The organism is Xenorhabdus cabanillasii, from assembly GCF_003386665.1.
GTDB lineage: Bacteria > Pseudomonadota > Gammaproteobacteria > Enterobacterales > Enterobacteriaceae > Xenorhabdus > Xenorhabdus cabanillasii.
This window is the reverse complement of record NZ_QTUB01000001.1, coordinates 1,766,881-1,785,446: the sequence shown is the minus strand read 5'-3', so window position 1 is coordinate 1,785,446 and position 18,566 is coordinate 1,766,881. Positions and strand designations below refer to the sequence as shown.

16 protein-coding genes are annotated in these 18,566 nt (G+C 41.0%); 11 read left to right on the top strand and 5 right to left on the bottom strand.

The window, feature by feature from the left end; genetic code table 11:
- Positions 1 to 89 precede the first annotated feature (89 nt).
- The 3 genes from glnD (at position 90) to BDD26_RS08460 (ending at position 4,431) form a co-directional block, all read left to right on the top strand.
- Positions 90 to 2,744 carry a bifunctional uridylyltransferase/uridylyl-removing protein GlnD gene (gene glnD / locus BDD26_RS08470; protein ID WP_115826258.1) on the top strand — a complete coding sequence of 885 codons (2,655 nt, stop codon included), beginning with the start codon at positions 90 to 92 and terminating at the stop codon, positions 2,742 to 2,744.
- Between the two features lie 45 nt (positions 2,745 to 2,789).
- Positions 2,790 to 3,632, top strand: a complete 843-nt coding sequence (gene dapD / locus BDD26_RS08465) for a 2,3,4,5-tetrahydropyridine-2,6-dicarboxylate N-succinyltransferase (protein ID WP_038259390.1) — start codon at positions 2,790 to 2,792, stop codon at positions 3,630 to 3,632.
- 412 nt (positions 3,633 to 4,044) lie between these two features.
- Entirely contained in the window at positions 4,045 to 4,431 is a 387-nt protein-coding gene (locus BDD26_RS08460; protein WP_038259392.1) for a DUF3461 family protein, read from the top strand.
- Between the two features lie 86 nt (positions 4,432 to 4,517).
- Here the strand turns inward: BDD26_RS08460 and BDD26_RS08455 are convergent, their stop codons facing one another.
- From BDD26_RS08455 to syd, 4 genes are all read right to left on the bottom strand, one after another.
- Complete coding sequence (locus BDD26_RS08455; protein WP_038259395.1) at positions 4,518 to 4,964, bottom strand: flavodoxin; 447 nt, start codon at positions 4,962 to 4,964, stop codon at positions 4,518 to 4,520.
- Between the two features lie 82 nt (positions 4,965 to 5,046).
- Entirely contained in the window at positions 5,047 to 5,808 is a 762-nt protein-coding gene (gene truC / locus BDD26_RS08450) for a tRNA pseudouridine(65) synthase TruC (protein ID WP_115826256.1), read from the bottom strand.
- Positions 5,809 to 5,813: 5 nt separating this feature from the next.
- Positions 5,814 to 6,164 carry a YqcC family protein gene (locus tag BDD26_RS08445; protein WP_038259400.1) on the bottom strand — a complete coding sequence of 117 codons (351 nt, stop codon included), beginning with the start codon at positions 6,162 to 6,164 and terminating at the stop codon, positions 5,814 to 5,816.
- Between the two features lie 571 nt (positions 6,165 to 6,735).
- Positions 6,736 to 7,287: a SecY-interacting protein gene (syd, locus tag BDD26_RS08440; protein ID WP_115826254.1), complete on the bottom strand. Its 552-nt coding sequence runs from the start codon at positions 7,285 to 7,287 to the stop codon at positions 6,736 to 6,738.
- A gap of 344 nt (positions 7,288 to 7,631) precedes the next feature.
- Here syd and BDD26_RS08435 point away from each other — a divergent pair, with 344 nt between their 5' ends.
- The 8 genes from BDD26_RS08435 (at position 7,632) to xni (ending at position 17,151) form a co-directional block, all read left to right on the top strand.
- Positions 7,632 to 9,320, top strand: a complete 1,689-nt coding sequence (locus BDD26_RS08435; protein WP_244922690.1) for a cholesterol oxidase substrate-binding domain-containing protein — start codon at positions 7,632 to 7,634, stop codon at positions 9,318 to 9,320.
- 566 nt (positions 9,321 to 9,886) lie between these two features.
- Positions 9,887 to 10,612: a phosphatidylserine decarboxylase gene (locus tag BDD26_RS08430; protein WP_051502185.1), complete on the top strand. Its 726-nt coding sequence runs from the start codon at positions 9,887 to 9,889 to the stop codon at positions 10,610 to 10,612.
- Positions 10,613 to 10,660: 48 nt separating this feature from the next.
- Positions 10,661 to 11,587: a dimethylarginine dimethylaminohydrolase family protein gene (locus tag BDD26_RS08425; protein WP_038259406.1), complete on the top strand. Its 927-nt coding sequence runs from the start codon at positions 10,661 to 10,663 to the stop codon at positions 11,585 to 11,587.
- 316 nt (positions 11,588 to 11,903) lie between these two features.
- Positions 11,904 to 12,884 (top strand): ABC transporter transmembrane domain-containing protein, encoded by a 981-nt coding sequence (locus BDD26_RS08420; RefSeq protein WP_115826250.1) that lies wholly within the window; start codon positions 11,904 to 11,906, stop codon positions 12,882 to 12,884.
- The gene (locus tag BDD26_RS08415) at positions 12,844 to 13,602 is read left to right on the top strand and encodes an ATP-binding cassette domain-containing protein (protein ID WP_115826247.1); all 759 of its coding nucleotides are present in this window, start codon (positions 12,844 to 12,846) and stop codon (positions 13,600 to 13,602) included. The genes BDD26_RS08420 and BDD26_RS08415 overlap by 41 nt, the downstream gene beginning before the upstream one ends.
- Before the next feature lie 352 nt (positions 13,603 to 13,954).
- Positions 13,955 to 14,800 carry an NADPH-dependent 7-cyano-7-deazaguanine reductase QueF gene (gene queF / locus BDD26_RS08410; protein ID WP_115826245.1) on the top strand — a complete coding sequence of 282 codons (846 nt, stop codon included), beginning with the start codon at positions 13,955 to 13,957 and terminating at the stop codon, positions 14,798 to 14,800.
- A 139-nt stretch (positions 14,801 to 14,939) separates the two neighbouring features.
- The gene (gene ppnN, locus BDD26_RS08405; RefSeq protein ID WP_038259412.1) at positions 14,940 to 16,307 is read left to right on the top strand and encodes a nucleotide 5'-monophosphate nucleosidase PpnN; all 1,368 of its coding nucleotides are present in this window, start codon (positions 14,940 to 14,942) and stop codon (positions 16,305 to 16,307) included.
- Between the two features lie 61 nt (positions 16,308 to 16,368).
- Positions 16,369 to 17,151 (top strand): flap endonuclease Xni, encoded by a 783-nt coding sequence (xni, locus tag BDD26_RS08400; RefSeq protein WP_115826243.1) that lies wholly within the window; start codon positions 16,369 to 16,371, stop codon positions 17,149 to 17,151.
- A 9-nt stretch (positions 17,152 to 17,160) separates the two neighbouring features.
- Here xni and BDD26_RS08395 read toward each other — a convergent pair whose 3' ends face one another.
- Entirely contained in the window at positions 17,161 to 18,564 is a 1,404-nt protein-coding gene (locus BDD26_RS08395; protein ID WP_115826241.1) for a TolC family outer membrane protein, read from the bottom strand.
- Between the last annotated feature and the right edge of the window lie 2 nt (positions 18,565 to 18,566).

The following is an 18,566-nucleotide window of genomic DNA, read 5'->3' as shown; positions in this document are numbered from 1 at the left end:
CCTTGTACATAAACTGTCCCCATCAATGCTTCATCATCGACCACTAACGCCTGTTCACCTCACGGTTTTCTTATCATAGGTTTCTGAATATGCCAGTTGATATTGCTTTTGCGCATGCCCCTATTCCTCCACTGTCTCCGGTGGAATTTTCCCATGATGATCTTCGGTGTCCCGTGCTGAAACAACATATTGATGAGTTTCAATTGTGGCTTGAGCAAGCATTCAAAGCTGGCATTTCTCCGACTGCATTGATTTATACCCGCAGTGATTATATTGACAGGCTTCTGATACGGTTATGGCAGCAACAAGGGTTTGATCAGATAGATTCACTTTCCCTGATTGCGGTCGGTGGTTATGGCCGACGGGAGTTGCACCCTCTTTCTGATATTGACCTGCTGGTTCTAAGCGAATATCCACTGACTGAAGAACAATCAACCCGCATCGGGCAATTCATTACGCTGTTATGGGATATTCGCCTGGAAGTCGGCCACAGTGTCAGAACATTCGAAGAGTGTCTTGAAAAAGGGCTTGCTGATCTGACAATCGCCACAAATCTTATTGAATCCCGTTTAATTTGTGGTGATTTACCGCTGTTCCTGCGCTTGCAGAAGCAAATTTTTAGTGATGATTTCTGGCCATCAGCCCAATTTTTTGCTGCCAAACTGACCGAACAGAAAAAACGTCATCAACGCTATCACAGCACCAGCTACAATCTGGAACCCGATATCAAAAGCAGCCCTGGGGGATTGCGTGATATTCATACTTTACTTTGGGTTGCTCACCGCCATTTCGGGGCAACATCTTTAGATGAAATGGTCGATTTTGGCTTTCTGACCCACGAAGAGCGTAATGAATTAAACGAATGCCAAAATTTTCTCTGGCATATCCGTTTTGCCCTCCATCTGACCGTTACCCGCTATGACAACCGACTGCTGTTTGAGCGCCAGTTCAGTGTAGCCCGGCTGCTCGGGTATGAAGGTGAACGCAATCAACCCGTCGAGCAGATGATGAAGGATTTCTACCGCATGACACGCCGTGTCAGTGAGCTGAATGAGATGCTGCTGCAACTTTTTGATGAAGCAATTCTGACAATACAGCCTGACGAAAAGCCACGCGCTCTGAATGAAGAATTTCAGTTGCGGGGAGACCTGATTGATGTCATTGATGACACACTGTTTAGCCGTGATCCTGCCGCAATTCTGAAAATGTTTTATCACATGGCAGTCCATCAGGAGATAACAGGGATCTACTCCACTACATTGCGCCAGCTTCGCTATGCCCGCAGAAATCTCAGCCAGCCTTTGTGTGAGCTGCCTGAGGCACGAAAAATTTTTATGGAAATCCTGCGCCATCCTCATGCAGTCAAAAGCGCTTTGCTTTCAATGCACCGCCATAGTGTTTTAAGTGCCTATACACCACTTTGGAGTAATATTGTCGGTCAAATGCAGTTCGATTTGTTCCATGCTTATACCGTTGACGAACATACTATCCGGGTATTGCAAAAGCTGGAAAGCTTTGCTGATGAAAATAACCGCATGCTCCACCCTGTATGTGTCGAACTCTATCCTCGTATTCCACAACCTGAACTGTTGCGACTGGCTGCTTTTTTCCATGATATTGCCAAAGGGCGTAACGGCGATCATTCCGAACTGGGTGCTAAAGATGCGTTCACCTTTGCCATACAACACGGGCTGACAACTCGTGAAGCAGAATTAATAGAGTGGCTCGTTCATTATCATTTGCTGATGTCAGTCACTGCACAGCGGCGGGATATCCAAGATCCCGAAGTCATTCAGCAATTCGCCTGTCAGGTCAAAAATCAAAATCGCCTGAATTACTTGCTCTGCCTGACCGTTGCAGACATCTGCGCCACAAATACCAAACTATGGAGTAATTGGAAACAGAGCCTGCTGCGTGAACTCTACTTTGCTACTGAAACCCAGTTACTCAAAGGAGTACAGAATACCCCTGATTTACGTGATCATATCCGTCACAATCGTTTGCAGGCACTGGCTCTGCTACGACAGGAGAATATTGACGAACAAAAGCTACACTATATTTGGAGTCGCTGCCATGCAGATTATTTTTTGCGTCATACCCCGGATCAATTAGCCTGGCATGCCAGCCATCTGGTTAATCATCAATCACCGGAACCAATGGTATTAATCAGTACGTCATTTTCTCATGGAGGAACGGAAATTTTCATCTGGTGCCAGGATCGGCCTTCTCTTTTCGCTGCTGTTGTTGGAGAGTTAGATCGACGCAACTTAAGCGTCCATAATGCCCAGATCTTTACCAATCGGGATGAAATGGCGATGGATACCTTTGTCATACTGGATCCGAACGATCACTCACTGGCACCAGATCGTCATGAACCCATCCGCCGGGCTTTACTCAAAGCCATTAATGCACCTCATCCGAAGCCCCCTAAGACGCGTAATTTACCAGCGAAATTACGTCATTTTGATGTTCCGCCTAACGTGAATTTTTTACCAACACAAAATCCCCGTCGTAGTTATATGGAACTGGTTGCGTTGGATCAACCGGGGCTGTTGGCACGGGTTGGCAGTATTTTTGCTGAATTGGGGGTTTCCCTGCATGGTGCCCGCATTACAACTATCGGTGAACGCGTGGAAGATCTTTTTGTGCTGGCTGACAAAGATCACCTGGCACTAGATAAAAAAATCAGGGGGGAATTATCAGAAAGGTTGACAGAAGCCCTTAACACCAAGGATAAAGTATAACGTTAACTAACCAATATTCGACTAAATATGAGGGATCCCATACCAATGCAGCAATTCCAATCCATTACCGAATTAATGGCCATTATTGAAAATGCATTTGAAAACCGCACCGACATCTCACCTGCAACCGTTGACGAAGAAACCCGTAACGCCGTCAATCAAGCGATTCAAATGCTGGACAGCGGTAAACTACGTGTCGCTGAAAAAATTGCAGATGAGTGGGTCACACATCAATGGCTGAAAAAAGCAGTATTGCTCTCTTTCCGTATTAATAACAATCAAGTTATGGAAGGAGCTGAAAGTCGCTATTTTGACAAAGTGCCTATGAAATTTACTGATTATGATCAGGCTCGTTTCGAAAAAGAAGGTTTCCGTGTCGTGCCCCCCGCGGCAGTCCGTCAGGGGGCATATATTGCACGTAATACAGTGTTAATGCCATCTTACGTCAACCTCGGTGCCTATGTGGATGAAGGTACAATGGTAGACACTTGGGCAACTGTCGGCTCCTGTGCCCAAATCGGTAAAAACGTTCATTTGTCTGGTGGCGTTGGCATTGGTGGTGTCCTGGAACCATTGCAAGCCAACCCAACCATCATTGAAGACAACTGTTTTATTGGTGCCCGTTCTGAAATCGTAGAAGGGGTTATTGTGGAAGAAGGTTCCGTGATCTCAATGGGTGTTTACATCGGTCAAAGCACCAGGATCTATGATCGTGAAACTGGCGAAATCCACTACGGCCGTGTACCGGCGGGATCTGTCGTCGTATCCGGCAACTTGCCTTCCAAAGATGGCAGCTACAGTCTGTATTGTGCTGTTATTGTGAAGAAAGTGGATGCTAAAACTCGCGGCAAGGTTGGCATTAATGAATTGTTACGCACAATAGACTGACTCTTTTAATAGCGGATAATAAATCCGCTATTTTTTTATCACTGAAAACCAAGGTTAGTTATTATCTCTAAAATCCTGAGCGATTCTTGCCAGATAATTCATTATATTAGGGAAAAGTAATTAATGAAAGATATAAGCATAATCAAAGATAATAGCCGCAATTTAGAAGCAAGTTTTAATCAAATCACTAAACTCATATCACTTTGTGAAAAAACGGCATATATGTAGTTAAACCCATCTTAATACATAAAAGAAAAACTATAATGAATTGAAATAAAAAGATTTTTATTTCATGAACTGCATATTCTTTTAATGGTCACTAATTGATTGACTTTCAACAAATACGAAATGGATAATAATTCTGCGGTTTTTTGATATTTTCCATTTTATTTAGGTGACTAGGTGACGCGCTATGTACGATAACTTAAAAAGTTTGGGGATCTCACATCCTGAAGATATTGATCGCTATAGCCTCCGTCAGGAAGCGAATAACGACATTCTTAAGATTTATTTCCGTAAGGATAAGGGCGAATTCTTTGCCAAAAGCGTTAAATTCAAATACCCACGCCAACTGAAAACTGTATCTGACAATAATTCAGGGCAAGGTTACAAAGAAGTCAAAGAGATCAACACTAATCTGCGTTATGTGCTTGAAGAATTGGATCAAATCTGCAAACGTGATCAGGCAGAAGTGGATTTGAAGCACAAAATTCTGGATGACTTACGTCACCTTGAGCATGTTGTTGCCAATAAGATTGCAGAAATCGAAGCGGATTTGGAAAAGCTGACTCGTAAGTAATTATATCAGCCGTGTCATACACCGCCTATTCCTCTTCGTAAATTGACCTGATCAAAATGAAGGGTATAAGCGGTGTGACAGAAATCCTATAACAGGGTTCCCCACTCCTCAACCCAATCCTGGGCAAAGACTTCCGGCTCAACCACTTCAGCGGCATCAATCAGCAAAACCTCTCCGATCCGTTTAGCGCCCTGTTCTTGTAACAGTTCATCAAAGGCATGACCGCCTCCGCAAAATGTATCATAACTACTGTCACCCAATGCAATTAGGCCATAATGTAGATCAGGCTGATAACCCAACCGATCACTCAACCCGGTATAAAGTGGTTGAATATTATCAGGCAAATCACCTTGTCCGGTCGTTGATGTCACCACCAGAACAACCTGTTGCAAATACACTTGCCATTGTTCCAGAGTCGCATCTTCAAAGACCTCGACCTCATGTCCTTGTTGTTCAAGAATTTGCTGCGCTTCTTCCGCAACCGCCAGCGCATTACCATAAACTGTACCAACGAAAATACCAATCTTTGCCATAGATATTGATCTCTTTAATGTTTGATACTGCTTTTATTCGTGAGTGGTTGGCCCTTTTATTTTTCAAGCTGCTATTTTTTGGCTACAACTTGAAAGTTATCGGGCGTGGACATTCCAGCTCCGGCATAACACCCTGCCAGCCAAATTGTTCAAGCAAATGCTGCCACGGTGAATCCCATCGGGCAGTCAACAACAGGTTTTTTCCTGTCACCGGATGCTGAAGCTGAAGATGGCTTGCATGCAGCATTAATCTGCCCGTTTGATAATATTTAGCAACTCCTCGATTTTGTCGCAAATCCCCGTGCGTAGTATCCCCGATGATGGGATGACGGATATGCGCCATATGCCGTCGTAACTGATGCTTACGGCCCGTTTTGGGCTTCAGTTCCAACAAACTGAAACGTGATGTCGGATAACGCCCAATTTCAACCGGACACTCAACTTTCGCCAATGCACGGTAATAAGTAATTGCTGATTGTGCTTCCTTATCCGTATCCGCAAACTGATCCGCAATTTTATCCAACTCTTCCCTTAATGCGTAGTCAATAATATCTTCTCCTTCGACATAACCACGCACAACCGCATGATAGGTTTTTTGCATCTGCTGGTATTCGAATTGTTGAGAAAGTGTTCTTGCCACTTCGCTTGACAGTCCCATCAACAAAACGCCCGATGTCGGTCTATCCAACCGATGAACAGGGAACACATGCTGTCCGAGTTGATCGCGTAATGTCTGCATGACAAACACGGTTTCATGACGAGCGAGCCAGCTACGATGAACCAGCCAGCCCGCAGGTTTATTCACAGCAACAATATGTTCATCCTGATAAATAATCTCCAGCATATCAACTATTCCGTGTCACTATTCGGTGTAAAACTTCCCTGTACAAACAGATTATCCAATTCGCGCAGGTACTCAAGCAACGGCAAATAATGTTCTGTTTTTTCCTTATATACCTCTTCAAAATAAGGTGCGATGACAAACGCCGTCGGTAGACAGGCTTTCTGTTCAATCAAAGCGCACACTCTCGGAATGAGCACCCACTGGAGCCACTGTTCAGCAGCCATAGTATCAATTGAAAAAGGTTCTGTGCTTTCGAACGCTTCTGGTTTAGGAGGATAGCTCTGCCATAAACCAACTGTTTTCATAGTGGCTTCAATAAGCTGTAATTTATGTAGAATTTGTTTCTCGATACTCATGGTTTTTATCTTATCTTAGTTGTACTGATGACTGATGTTCTGATGACAGAAGTTGCCATCACGTCATTAGACCGTAAGAGTACCATTGTTCGATTTCAGCGGAAAATTTGTGGCAAGATAAAGTGTCATAAAATAAGAGGGGGAGACAAAATCTCCCCCTCTTATTTAATTGGCATAGCAGTCCTGCTAAATTGGTCGCTTCCTGCTCATTCCCTGACAAAATACGTCCCTGTCAGTTATTCCTTAAAAGATCATTATACTGATAGTATCCGACAAACGTGTCTATACCTTTTCGTCCCTGAGCCACCTTCCTGATGGTTCGATTCCTTAATGATTTTTTTGCTATGATTCCTAACGGAACAACAAAAGGATCTATTATTCGAAGGGTTGAAACAAGCTATCTGAATCCGCAGAAGAAGTACGTTTAAGAAAGATATCGTGATAATAATTTGCATATTATTGATATAAAATAAAAATAATATTTATCAAAGATATTCATTATATGATTATGGGATATATCTTACATAGCATGTAAGATATATCTCACAAAAAATTAAACCGATATCTGCATCTACAAAACTGTCACAGGACTGATAGTGGAAAGAAAGGTCGCTAAATCAGCGGATAAGATGGTTCGTTCATGGCTGCCAAACTGTTCAAGTATCACCTGTCCTGTCAGATTACATACAGAAACCAGTTGCATCTCTGTATCCGTTGTTCCGATAAATGCCGTCGGTGGAAGTTTCAGCCGTTTCTGCGTCACAAGATGACCTATCAGATTTTCCTGCAATCGGATGAAGTCATCTTCACTCCATACCTGAATCAAATTGAGAACCTGCTTCTCAAAATTGACAGTCATATCCCCAGCAAACTGCATGACATAGTAATCATGGATTGAGTCCTGCAAACGGATCTCTAACGCTTTTTCTACCTTACTGAGTTTTTCCCGGACAGAAAATGGTTTGGGAAGCCAGTGCACTACACCATCTCCCGTCCGTTCGATACAAGGTGAAGGTATACCATACAGCTCGCTGCTGGCGGGCGGTAACCCTGTTTCTTCCTGCCACAGTTCAACATAGCGTTTGGTAAAGTCAGAAAGTGCTTCTGTCACATTGAAGGTCATATGATTATTTCTTCCATTTTTCAGCCCAATACTGTTGTTTTACTCATTCCTATACGTTTTTCAACGAAATAACAGCTATACTTAATAGATTTCGGACGGCATCGCTGTCATAAAGTAATAGTATGAAAAATGATACTATTTATCGTTACAAAAAGAATTAACTCCCTTCAAGTAACATCCCTTTTGTACTCAATTCAGATTTATTGGAAATAGTCAATAAAAAACGTCTGCAAACAATGAATTAATCATGATATTAATATAAAAAATAACATCACTGCATATTCATATTAAAAATATGAATTCATAATGGTGATTTTATTTACATAAAATAGGTCAATAACATTATGAATATAGAAAATAAAAAAAACCGTGAACTACATAAAGAATATACTGACATTAAGGAAAAACACAGTTTAATTAACTTCCCTGAAAATGTAAAATTAACATATCGCCGTTTTACCAATTGGTCAGAAGAAATTCACGCAGAGAATATTCCATGCAGTGTACCTAATTCTGATAAAGATGTTATTTCTGTCGTCAATTGGGCCTGGAAACAAAATTATAAACTGAGAGTTGTGGGTGAATCACATAACTGGTCTCCCCTGATCATTCCACCAAAAGGTCAGAATAGTAACCGCATTATACTTATCGATCTCACACAACATTTTACACAAATAAGTATTAAGCACCTTCCTCAATATTCAATTGTTACCGCGCAAACTGGCGTATTGATGGAGACACTTACAACAAAAATGGAAGAACAAGAAATAGGCTTTACAGCTACCCCAGCACCGGGTGATTTAACACTGGGGGGAGTACTGGCAATAGGTGGTCATGGAACAGGTATAAAAGCGCTTAATGAAAAATCGCAGTCAGGTCACAGTTATGGTTCACTCAGCAACTCTATCCTGTCTTTGTCTGCTGTAGTGTGGGATGAGAAAAATGCACAATATGTCATTAAGCGTTTTAAACGAAATGATCCGAATTGTGCGCCTCTTCTTGTTCACTTAGGGTGTTCTCTGATTTTAAATGTCGAGCTTCAGGCAGGAAAAAACCAACGTCTTCGGTGTGAAAGTATTATTAATATCCCGGCAGCAGAATTATTTGCTCCCGTACAAGACGAAAAAAATAAAAGAACTTTCAGCCATTTCCTTGATAAAAGTGGTCGTGCTGAAGCCATTTTATTTCCATTTACAATTCATCCTTGGTTAAAGGTATGGAGTATTTCACCTGATAAACCCCTTTCCAGCGTCCAGGTTGCACAACCGTACAATTATCCATTTTCCGATAATATTCCCATTCAGCTATCTGATTTAATCAAAAAGATAACCCATAACCTCCCAAATATCACGCCGGCATTTGGGGCAGGCCAATACTTTATCATGGCAAGTTATTTTTTAACTGAAGGAGCCGACCTCTGGGGCTGGAGCAAAAACTTATTACTCTATGTCAAACCAACGACATTACGTGTTACTGCAAATGGTTATGCAATATTAACCCGTCGAGATAATATTCAGAAAGTCCTCAATCTTTTTTACTCACAATGGAAGATGTTGATAAAAGAATATGAAAGTCATGGAAAATATCCTGTCAACGGGCCAATCGAGATCCGTGTTTCAGGACTGGATACTCCTGCTGAAGTAGTACAAAAAGATGCTGTTGTGCCAAGTTTATCTGCGATCCGCCCACGTCCGGATCATCCAGAATGGGATGTCGCTATTTGGCTTGATGTTTTAACCCTGCCAGAAACGAAATATGCTGCTGATTTTTATAACAGACTTGAACAATGGTTGTTTCAGGAGTTTGACGGTTCTTACGCATCTATTCGTGTCGAATGGAGTAAAGGCTGGGCATACAGTAAAAATGCAGCATGGGATGACGAAGATATATTAACCAAGAAAATTCCTGCTTCGTTTACTGATGGATTACCCCCTGATACTAACTGGCATTCAACTGCTAATATATTAAAAAAATTTGACCCATATGGCTTGTTCAGATCACCATTGTTAGAAAGGTTACTTTCCGGTAAATAAAAAATTACATTTAGTCAAGTAACATTAAATGTCATAGCTATATTCTTTTCGTTGTTCAAGTTGTGGACTTTGTTCTGCAACTTGAGTGATACAGGGAATCGTTCGAGCTAAATAAGATTAAACATCGAAAGTAATCATTTAATGATAAAATAATAATGTGCAATTACTTCCAGTGTATGTAATAGTTAATTATATGTGTAAAAATGTTAATTAAGTTGTTTTAATTATCGAGCAATCAGGGATAAAAAAATAAATTTGCTCCCGTTATAAACAATTTATTCAAACTTTTTGCCGAATTTGTGATAAATATCACTGACAGATATATATAATAAACTACCTTAACGCTCATAATTTATAGTATCGATATATTTAGTTAGCAATCTAACGCTCCAGATAACTTAGGTTAAATTGTGTTTACTGACAAACAAAAAATAATGATACCCCCAAATAAAATAAAATTGAATCATTAATAATAGGCTGTAACATATCTCGCTGTAAGTGTTTAAATTATGTTACTTTTTTTCTGTTTCATGTACCAGTTGATGGACATTTTTTAGAAGGTAATAATGAATAACAAAATGACAGAAGCCATTAAATCGATATTTAATGGGCTACCTGATATCCCGCATGAAACCTATTTTCAAGAAGGTTTTTTCAGAGATCCGGTGAGAACAATTAATACGGATGACAGGTATTTTTTATCCCCTGCTGATGGGTTCGTTATTTATAACGGAATAATAAACCCGGATGAGGCGATTACAGAAGTAAAAGGGAAAAAATACAGCATTCAGGATATCATCAGAGATAAACATTATGATAAGCGTTCACTTGTCATTGGTATCTTTATGACATGTTATGACGTGCATATTAATAGAGTTCCCTATGATGGCATCCTTAGTTACTCGGAACATGAACCTCTAGAAACAAACAATCTACCAATGATTGATGTAGAGAATAATATTTTCTATAAAGAGAATATCGAGTTAGTTTATGACGATTATTTATCTCTGAATCAGCGAGTCGTCAATAAAGTCTACTCTCCTGGCATTAATAGAGAATACTATATGGTTCAGGTTGGTGATTATGATGTTGATACAATCACACCATTCCATATACAACAACATAAGCCAGTATATCAGGGTGATAGATTCTCAATGATTCGGTATGGTTCACAAGTTGACTTAGTGATCCCTGTTACTGATGATGATGAATTAACCTCATTAGTTACTGAAAAAGAGCATGTCACAGGTGGCATGACTAAGTTAGTTAGAATCAACGACAGCTCTCTATAAATAATCTCTCTATAAACGAATAATATAAACTAGATCTGAGGTTTTAAGATGTTAAAGAATTCTCCCAATATCATTTCTGATTTAAAAATGCCAGCCTTTTTATTGGCACCTCCATTTTCATTAAATACCAACGTAAGAAATAATATTTGGATGGAGGAACTTGATGAGTCCGCTATTACTGTTAACAGCAATATCGCATTAAGACAGTTTTATAAGCTGTACAGCTTTATGTCATCACAATCATTGGTCTATTTGCTGCCATCTGACACTCATCAAGAGCTGCAAGATCAGGTGTATGTTGCCAACCTGGGAATTATTATTGGTGACGAAGATCCAACAGCAATAGTTGCCAATTTTGCATCAGAAATCAGAAGATCAGAAACCCCTATTGGAGTGCGTTTCTTTGAATCATTAGGTTATAAAACTGAAGTTGCGCCTTACTTTTTTGAGGGGGAAGCTGAGTTAAAATATCTGCATGACAATGTATTGGTCGGCGGTTATGGAATCAGAAGTGACATCAGAACTTTCGACTGGATGGAAGAGAAATTCGGTCTTAAGATCGTGAAAATTGAAGAAAGAGATCCTTATCTTTACCACCTGGATTGCAGTATTTTCTCTCTGGATAAAGAAAATACTCTCGTATATACCGACGGGGTCAGCAGCGACGAACTGAAAGAACTGGAAAAAGTTACCAACATTATCAGCATAAGCAAAGGTATCGCTTATAGTGGGATCTGTAACTCTGTCAGAGTTAATCAGTATGTTCTCTGTTCATCCAATATCAACGACCTGAAAGCAGGCACGGAGGATTATATCTATGAAATGAACAAAAACCATGAATTGGAAAAAATTTGTTCCAAACTGGCATTAACGCCAAAATTATTCAACTTATCTGAATATATGAAGAGCGGTGCGCTACTTTCCTGCATGGTTATGCATTTAAATAGATATTCTCACAAAATACAGGTAATATAATATTGTGATAAACAAAGCGATAATATTGATCACATCGTTTTCACTCATAGTTATTGAGTTAATTACAATATAAATAGTATCTTTGGTTTATATTATGCTCGTGCTTATTGGGTTTTTTAATCCATTACATAGCACCATGATGACTTTTTAAAACCACCTGTATTTTATAGGATATATATACCCTATGGATTTCAAATTACAACCTGAAAGACAACGGGTATATTCCAGGGATGGAGTCAGCTGCCTTTTTATAGGATGATAAGTTTTAACATGTTGCCTATACTAGTTAAATTGATAACTGAACAGTGATCAGTATATGAAATATATTACATTCCTTTACTCTTTTATACGGAAACAAAAAACAGCATTAGTACTGGCTATTGTTTTTACTATAGTGGCAGCTTTAGCTGAGGTGGTATTTCCATTTCTTGTACAGGAATTAGTTAATACCTTGTTGAAGGACAAGTTGATTCTCTCCTTCTCATTTAACCAATTAATTGCTTCTCTAATTGGAGTATCATTATTAATTGTTATTAGTCACGCTATTATTATCTGGATGCAGACAATTAATGCGTCAGAACTGAGTTATAATATGAGGAAATCGCTGGTCGATTCTTTCCTCTCTTTTCCCTACCATATAACCAGAAAATTTCACTCAGCTAATCTGGCATTCAGAATAAAAAACGATACTTATCTCATATCGGATAGGGTCAGAGATTTATATAGCGAATTTCTCTATGATACGCTATCTATTATTGGCCCGTTCATTGCCATGGCTCTGATTGATATTAAACTAGCTATTTTGGCATTTATGATGGTTTGTCTGACCACCTTGATCAGCAAACCGATCACTAGTCGGGTCGCAGTTTATGAAAGAATTCTACAAATCTATAACTCACGATTAACAGGAGCGATACAAGAGTCTCTTTCCTGGATCAAATCTGTCAAAATTTTTAATTCTGAAGAGTCAGAAAAAAAGAGAATTAATGATGCTAATACTAAAGTAAAAAACGTCGAGAGGATCACCGGGTTATTTATGTCCTTATCCGTTCCGCTTGGCTTTTTTGCACAGTTAGCATCAACAATTGCCGTGCTTTGGTATGGGGGTTTGTTACTGATGGATGGAACGATCAACCCCGGTAACTTTGTTGCTGCTTTTACCTACGAGCAATTAATGTCTGATTCGATTAAGAGATACAGCAATCATTTAAATAAATTTGCTTCACTCAAATCGCTGTTAGACAGAGTTTTTCGAATTGTTAGGTTCTTACAAGCCAAATCCCAAAAAACACAATAAACCAGCAGGCAATTACAGTCCTGATGCTATTGATATCAACATCAATACGTTTTCCTATAATGACAGAGATACTTTGTTCAAAGATATGAATATCTCTATACAAAAAGGTGAACGTATCCTTATTGTTGGTGATAACGGTCAGGGTAAAAGTACGATATTTGATATTGTGACTGGTTTAACCCCATTAACTGACGGTTATGTTTCAATTTTTGGCGAAGTTCTGGATAACCCCGATAATCAGCGTTGGTTGCAAAAATTTGGCGTGATGTCACAACAGACTCAGATTATAAAAGGCACGTTATACGATAACCTGCACATCGCCAATACAGAATCAACCAGAGAAGATATGATTTCTGCGTTAATTAAAGCGGGTGGCAGTGAGCTATTGGGTAAACTGAAAGATGGTCTGGATTCACATATTGATGAAAAAGGCTCTTCCTTGTCAGGTGGTGAAAGGCAAGTCGTTGGTTTAGCACGCCTGTACCTTAAGACACCGGAAATACTGCTCTTTGATGAACCTACCACTTATCTGGACAACAGTAAGATAAATAGCTTTGCAGAAGCACTGAATAATATCGTTCATGGTAAAACAGTGCTCATGATAAGCCATGATCCACGTGTCTTTAGACTTGCAGAGCGGGTTATCAAAGTCGACAAAGGGAACATTGCCTTTGATGGTTCTCTTCAGGAGTATATGGAACAACCAAGAACAAACTGATTCTTGATGTTTGATTATTGACATAACTCAGTCCGCTTAGTGATTTGGTGATGAATCAGATCACAAGAGTCGGACTGAGTCCCCTTCAAGTGATCTACTATTTCAATTGACCTACTATTATAAAAGGTTATGTAACTTCCTCCCTTGTATAAAATCAACATGAAAGCGCTGGAAGAAGACTCAGCTTCACACAGGCCGAACTACACTGGCTTGATAAATACGGTAAGTAATGATTAATGCACAATAAAAATACGAATTATCAACATTCCTTGATACACTACAAGCTATTTGAACAACAATAATCTCTACCCGATAGCTCTTACATGCAGGGTAATTAGCTTTAAGGAATCTTATGTCTTTGTATCAGAATAATCAGGCCCTCACCGAACTTACTCTCGGAAAACCAACTTCCTATTGCGATACTTATGAGCCATCATTATTACAAGCCGTTCCTCGTAGTATGAACCGTGAGCCGCTTGGATTGTTTCCCGATAACCTCCCATTTCACGGGGCTGATATCTGGACAATGTATGAGCTATCCTGGCTCAATTCACGGGGTGTTCCTCAAGTCGCTATTGGTCACGTTAGCCTGAATGCGGCCAGCGAAAATCTTATCGAGTCCAAAAGTTTTAAACTTTATCTGAATAGTTTTAACCAAACCCGCTTTACTGATTGGGAAACTGTGCAAAAAACCCTGCAACAGGATTTATCCGCTTGCGCTAAAGGTGATATTGAAGTTGTTTTGCATCCTCTGCATGGCTTCAATCAGCAGCCAATTACCGATTTTGAAGGTAAATGTATTGATAATCAGGATATTGAAATTGATGATTATGAGTTCAATCGCGATTATCTTAACAATGCAGCAACCGGGCCTGTCGTTGAAGAAATTCTGGTCAGTCATTTGCTAAAATCAAATTGCCTGATCACAAACCAACCTGATTGGGGCTCAGTACAAATTCGCTATAAAGGCCCAAAAATCGATCAGGAAAAATTATTACGTTATCTGGTTTCATTCCGTCATCACAATGAGTTCCATGAACAATGTGTTGAACGTATTTTCAACGACTTAATCGAATTGTGTGGCCCGGAAAAACTCACTGTTTATGCACGTTATACTCGTCGTGGTGGATTGGATATTAACCCATGGCGTAGTAACGACACATTTGTACCAACAACCGGAAGATTAGCCCGCCAGTAATTGAATTAGCGCAGATGGCATTCATCCTAATGCCATCTAATCTCCTAACGGGCTGATTTTAATGTTCAATTAGCACCCAACATATTTCAGGGTAAAATCATTATTCAGGAAACCCCACTGGGGTATAAAGGAGCTATTCTTGATTACGCATGTCAGCCCGTTAGGGTCAATGGATTTACTTTCTCAGCTTGAAGTTGATACATTAAAACGCACCGCAAGCAGCGATCTATACCGTCTTTTCCGTAATTGCTCACTGGCCGTGCTCAACTCTGGCAGTCAGACTGACAACGGCAAAGAATTACTGTCAAAATATAAAGATTTTGATATTAACGTCCTGCGCAGAGAGCGAGGAGTCAAACTGGAGTTGGTTAATCCGCCAGAAGAAGCATTTGTTGATGGTAAGATCATTCGATCCTTACGAGCAAATTTATTCGCAGTATTGCGGGATATTCTGTTTGTTCACTCTCAACTTGTTGATGCACAAAAAGCAGACTCTCTGAATCTGAAAAATGGTATGCACATTACCAATACCGTTTTCTCCATTCTGCGCAATGCCAAAGCTCTGCACCTTGCAGAAGATCCTAATATGATCGTTTGCTGGGGTGGGCATTCCATCAGTGAAAAAGAATACCTGTATGCCCGCAAAGTAGGTAACGAACTAGGCTTACGCGAGCTGAATGTTTGTACTGGTTGTGGAGCAGGTGCAATGGAAGCACCGATGAAAGGGGCGGCTGTCGGACATGCACAACAGCGTTATAAGAACAGCCGTTTCATCGGTATTACAGAGCCTTCCATTATCGCAGCCGAGCCACCCAATCCACTGGTCAATGAACTGATTATCATGCCGGATATCGAAAAACGGCTGGAAGCCTTCGTTCGGATCGCTCATGGCATTATCATCTTTCCGGGAGGCGCTGGAACAGCAGAAGAACTGCTTTATCTACTGGGGATTTTGATGCATCCTGAAAATCAGAATCAGGTATTGCCTCTGGTATTAACAGGGCCAAAAGAGAGCACTGATTATTTTCATGTTCTGGATGAGTTTATCGTCAATACACTGGGTGAACAGGCGCGTAATCACTATCGCATTATTATGGAAAACCCATCAGAAGTTGCCAAAGTGATGAAAACAGCCATGCCACAGGTTAAAGAAAATCGTCGTTCAACCGGAGATGCTTATAGCTTTAACTGGGCAATGAAAATCTCTCACGATTTGCAGTTTCCGTTTGAACCCACTCATGAAAATATGGCCAATCAGAATTTACATCCGAATCAGTCAACTGAAAGATTAGTGGCTGCTCTGCGACGTGTATTTTCCGGCATTGTCGCAGGTAATGTGAAAGAGATCGGAATTCAAGCCATCGAAAAACATGGGGTGTTCAAAATTCACGGTGATACAGAAATTATGCGCCGAATGGATAATCTGTTGGAAAATTTTGTGAAACAAGATCGAATGAAACTTCCGGGTGGCACAGCGTATGAACCATGTTATAAGATCATCAGATAAACAATCCAATGAGGCAATCGCCACGGAATAACACCACGGATGGAGTATATAGTTAGAGACCATGATACACCTTTTGATTGTAGATGCCCTGAATTTGATTCGACGTATCCATGCCGTGCAGGGAAGCTCTTGCATTGCCGCTTGTGAACATGCGTTGAAGCAATTAATCTCTCATTCTTCTCCAACCCATGCTGTTGCCGTATTTGATGAAGATGGTAGATACCATAGCTGGCGCCATCAGCTACTTCCTAATTACAAGGCCGGGCGTTCTGCTATGCCAGAAGATTTACAACAAGAAATGCCACTGATTAAGCGAGCATTTGATACTCAGGGTGTCGCTTGCTGGCATGCTGAAGGGCATGAAGCGGACGATTTAGCTGCAACACTGGCAACCAAGGTTGCAGCTACAGGGCATCAGGTGACCATTGTTTCCACAGATAAAGGTTATTGTCAGCTACTATCACCCAACATCCAAATTCGTGACTACTTCCAAAAACGTTGGCTGGATTTGCCTTTTGTACAACGGGAATTTGGCGTTTCTCCCGCCCAGCTTCCCGATTATTGGGGACTGGTGGGTGTCAGCAGCAGCAAGATACCGGGCGTTCAGGGGATCGGCCCAAAAACAGCCATTGCCCTGTTGCAACAAGCCGGCTCATTAGACAATTTATTCCAACATTTGGAAGCTCAGCCAGAGAAATGGCGCAACAAATTAGCCTCTGACAAAGAAATGGCTTATATCTGCCGTGAAGTTGCTTCGCTAAGAACTAATTTATCCCTGAACGGTAATTTGCAGCAACTTAGGCTAACCCGTAATCAGGTTGCTTCATATTTGAATCAGAGATGACCAAATCACTCAGCCAAAATAATTCGAAATTAACTTAATGTGTTGACTATTTAACTGGCCGGACTCACTCAACAAACCAATCCAGGATTTCATATAGTCGTATTTTGCCTGGGAAAGCTCACGACGGGCAGTATAAAGTTGCTGCTCCGAATTCAATATATCCACGTTTACCCTCTGCCCCAATAAAACGCTTTTTTGCGTAGCTTGAACCTGTAATTCTGCCGCTTCCACCGCCACTTCATAAGCACGTATTCGCTTCTGACCATTGACGCACCCATTATAATGGCGTCGCAGTGCATTCAGTATTTCCCCGGCCTGTGCATCCATTTCGAATTTGCTCTTGTTATAATTCGCCGCCGACTGACGCACCAATGCTGATGTCGCATTGCCGTTATAAAGATTCATCGAAACGCGCACCCCGACAGAATCTGTCCGGTATTTCTGATTGACACTGTTATCGTTGCTGGATTTATTCTCACTATGAGAAGCGTATAACTCCAGTTTCGGCAGAAACCCTGATCGACTGCGTTCAATATCGTGATACGCCACATCAATTTTCTGGCGGGCAACCGCTAATTGAGGATTCTGGCGTAATGCTATCTGCTCCCAATCGGCATAATGTTCAAATTCCAGCTTTATTGCTTTGAAATGTTCAGCTTCAGATAAACGTGTGACAGGTACGTCCGTCGGCAACGGAGTACCTACTAATAACTGTAAGTCACGGATCGCAGCATCCAACTCATCCTGCACAGTTAATGCATCAGCCTGTACCTGACTGTAACGAGCCTGAGTTTCCGCTACATCAGTACGGGTGCCTTCGCCAGAAGCGAACAATTTCTGGTTAAGCTCCAGTTGCTTTTCATAAGCCATCCGCTGCTGAACAACCTGTGTCAGTTTGTCCTGCGCATAAGCGACAGCCACATAACTGTTCACCACTCTCACAACCAGTTGCTGGCTGTCAACCCGAAAACGGGCATCACTCATCAACGCATAAGCCTTACGGGTCTGATAACGTGCCCATGCTTCGACATCGAATAATGGTTGGGTCAGAACCAGTGCACCGCTGTAGCTGTCGTACTGCCGATCATAACGCTCTTTAACCGCGTTATCCCTCCGCTCTGAGACATTGGTTTCCATCTTCTGCCAATTCTTCGGGGCATTCTGATAGCTAATTGACAACTTGGGTAACAATTCTGCCCGGCCAAGCGTTTTTTCTTCCTGCCCTGCTTCCAGTTCTTTGATCGCGGCCTGAAAAGTTGGATCATGTTGCAGTGCCAACGCATAAGCCTCGGTCAAAGAAAGTGCTTTAGCCAGGCCAGAACGCAATATTGTCAGCACAATGATCAAAAACAAGGTCATCAACAAGGTAAATCGTGCATAAGATTTCCCCGCTATTCGATGATTCCTGAACATGT

Excerpts from the sequence above, each read along its gene's own strand:
- glnD (WP_115826258.1), top strand. The coding sequence starts at position 90 with ATGCCAGTTGATATTGCTTTTGCGCATGCCCCTATTCCTCCACTGTCT.
- dapD (WP_038259390.1), top strand. The coding sequence starts at position 2,790 with ATGCAGCAATTCCAATCCATTACCGAATTAATGGCCATTATTGAAAAT.
- BDD26_RS08460 (WP_038259392.1), top strand. The coding sequence starts at position 4,045 with ATGTACGATAACTTAAAAAGTTTGGGGATCTCACATCCTGAAGATATT.
- BDD26_RS08455 (WP_038259395.1), bottom strand. The coding sequence starts at position 4,964 with ATGGCAAAGATTGGTATTTTCGTTGGTACAGTTTATGGTAATGCGCTG.
- truC (WP_115826256.1), bottom strand. The coding sequence starts at position 5,808 with ATGCTGGAGATTATTTATCAGGATGAACATATTGTTGCTGTGAATAAA.
- BDD26_RS08445 (WP_038259400.1), bottom strand. The coding sequence starts at position 6,164 with ATGAGTATCGAGAAACAAATTCTACATAAATTACAGCTTATTGAAGCC.
- syd (WP_115826254.1), bottom strand. The coding sequence starts at position 7,287 with ATGACCTTCAATGTGACAGAAGCACTTTCTGACTTTACCAAACGCTAT.
- BDD26_RS08435 (WP_244922690.1), top strand. The coding sequence starts at position 7,632 with ATGAATATAGAAAATAAAAAAAACCGTGAACTACATAAAGAATATACT.
- BDD26_RS08430 (WP_051502185.1), top strand. The coding sequence starts at position 9,887 with ATGAATAACAAAATGACAGAAGCCATTAAATCGATATTTAATGGGCTA.
- BDD26_RS08425 (WP_038259406.1), top strand. The coding sequence starts at position 10,661 with ATGTTAAAGAATTCTCCCAATATCATTTCTGATTTAAAAATGCCAGCC.
- BDD26_RS08420 (WP_115826250.1), top strand. The coding sequence starts at position 11,904 with ATGAAATATATTACATTCCTTTACTCTTTTATACGGAAACAAAAAACA.
- queF (WP_115826245.1), top strand. The coding sequence starts at position 13,955 with ATGTCTTTGTATCAGAATAATCAGGCCCTCACCGAACTTACTCTCGGA.
- xni (WP_115826243.1), top strand. The coding sequence starts at position 16,369 with ATGATACACCTTTTGATTGTAGATGCCCTGAATTTGATTCGACGTATC.
- BDD26_RS08395 (WP_115826241.1), bottom strand. The coding sequence starts at position 18,564 with ATGTTCAGGAATCATCGAATAGCGGGGAAATCTTATGCACGATTTACC.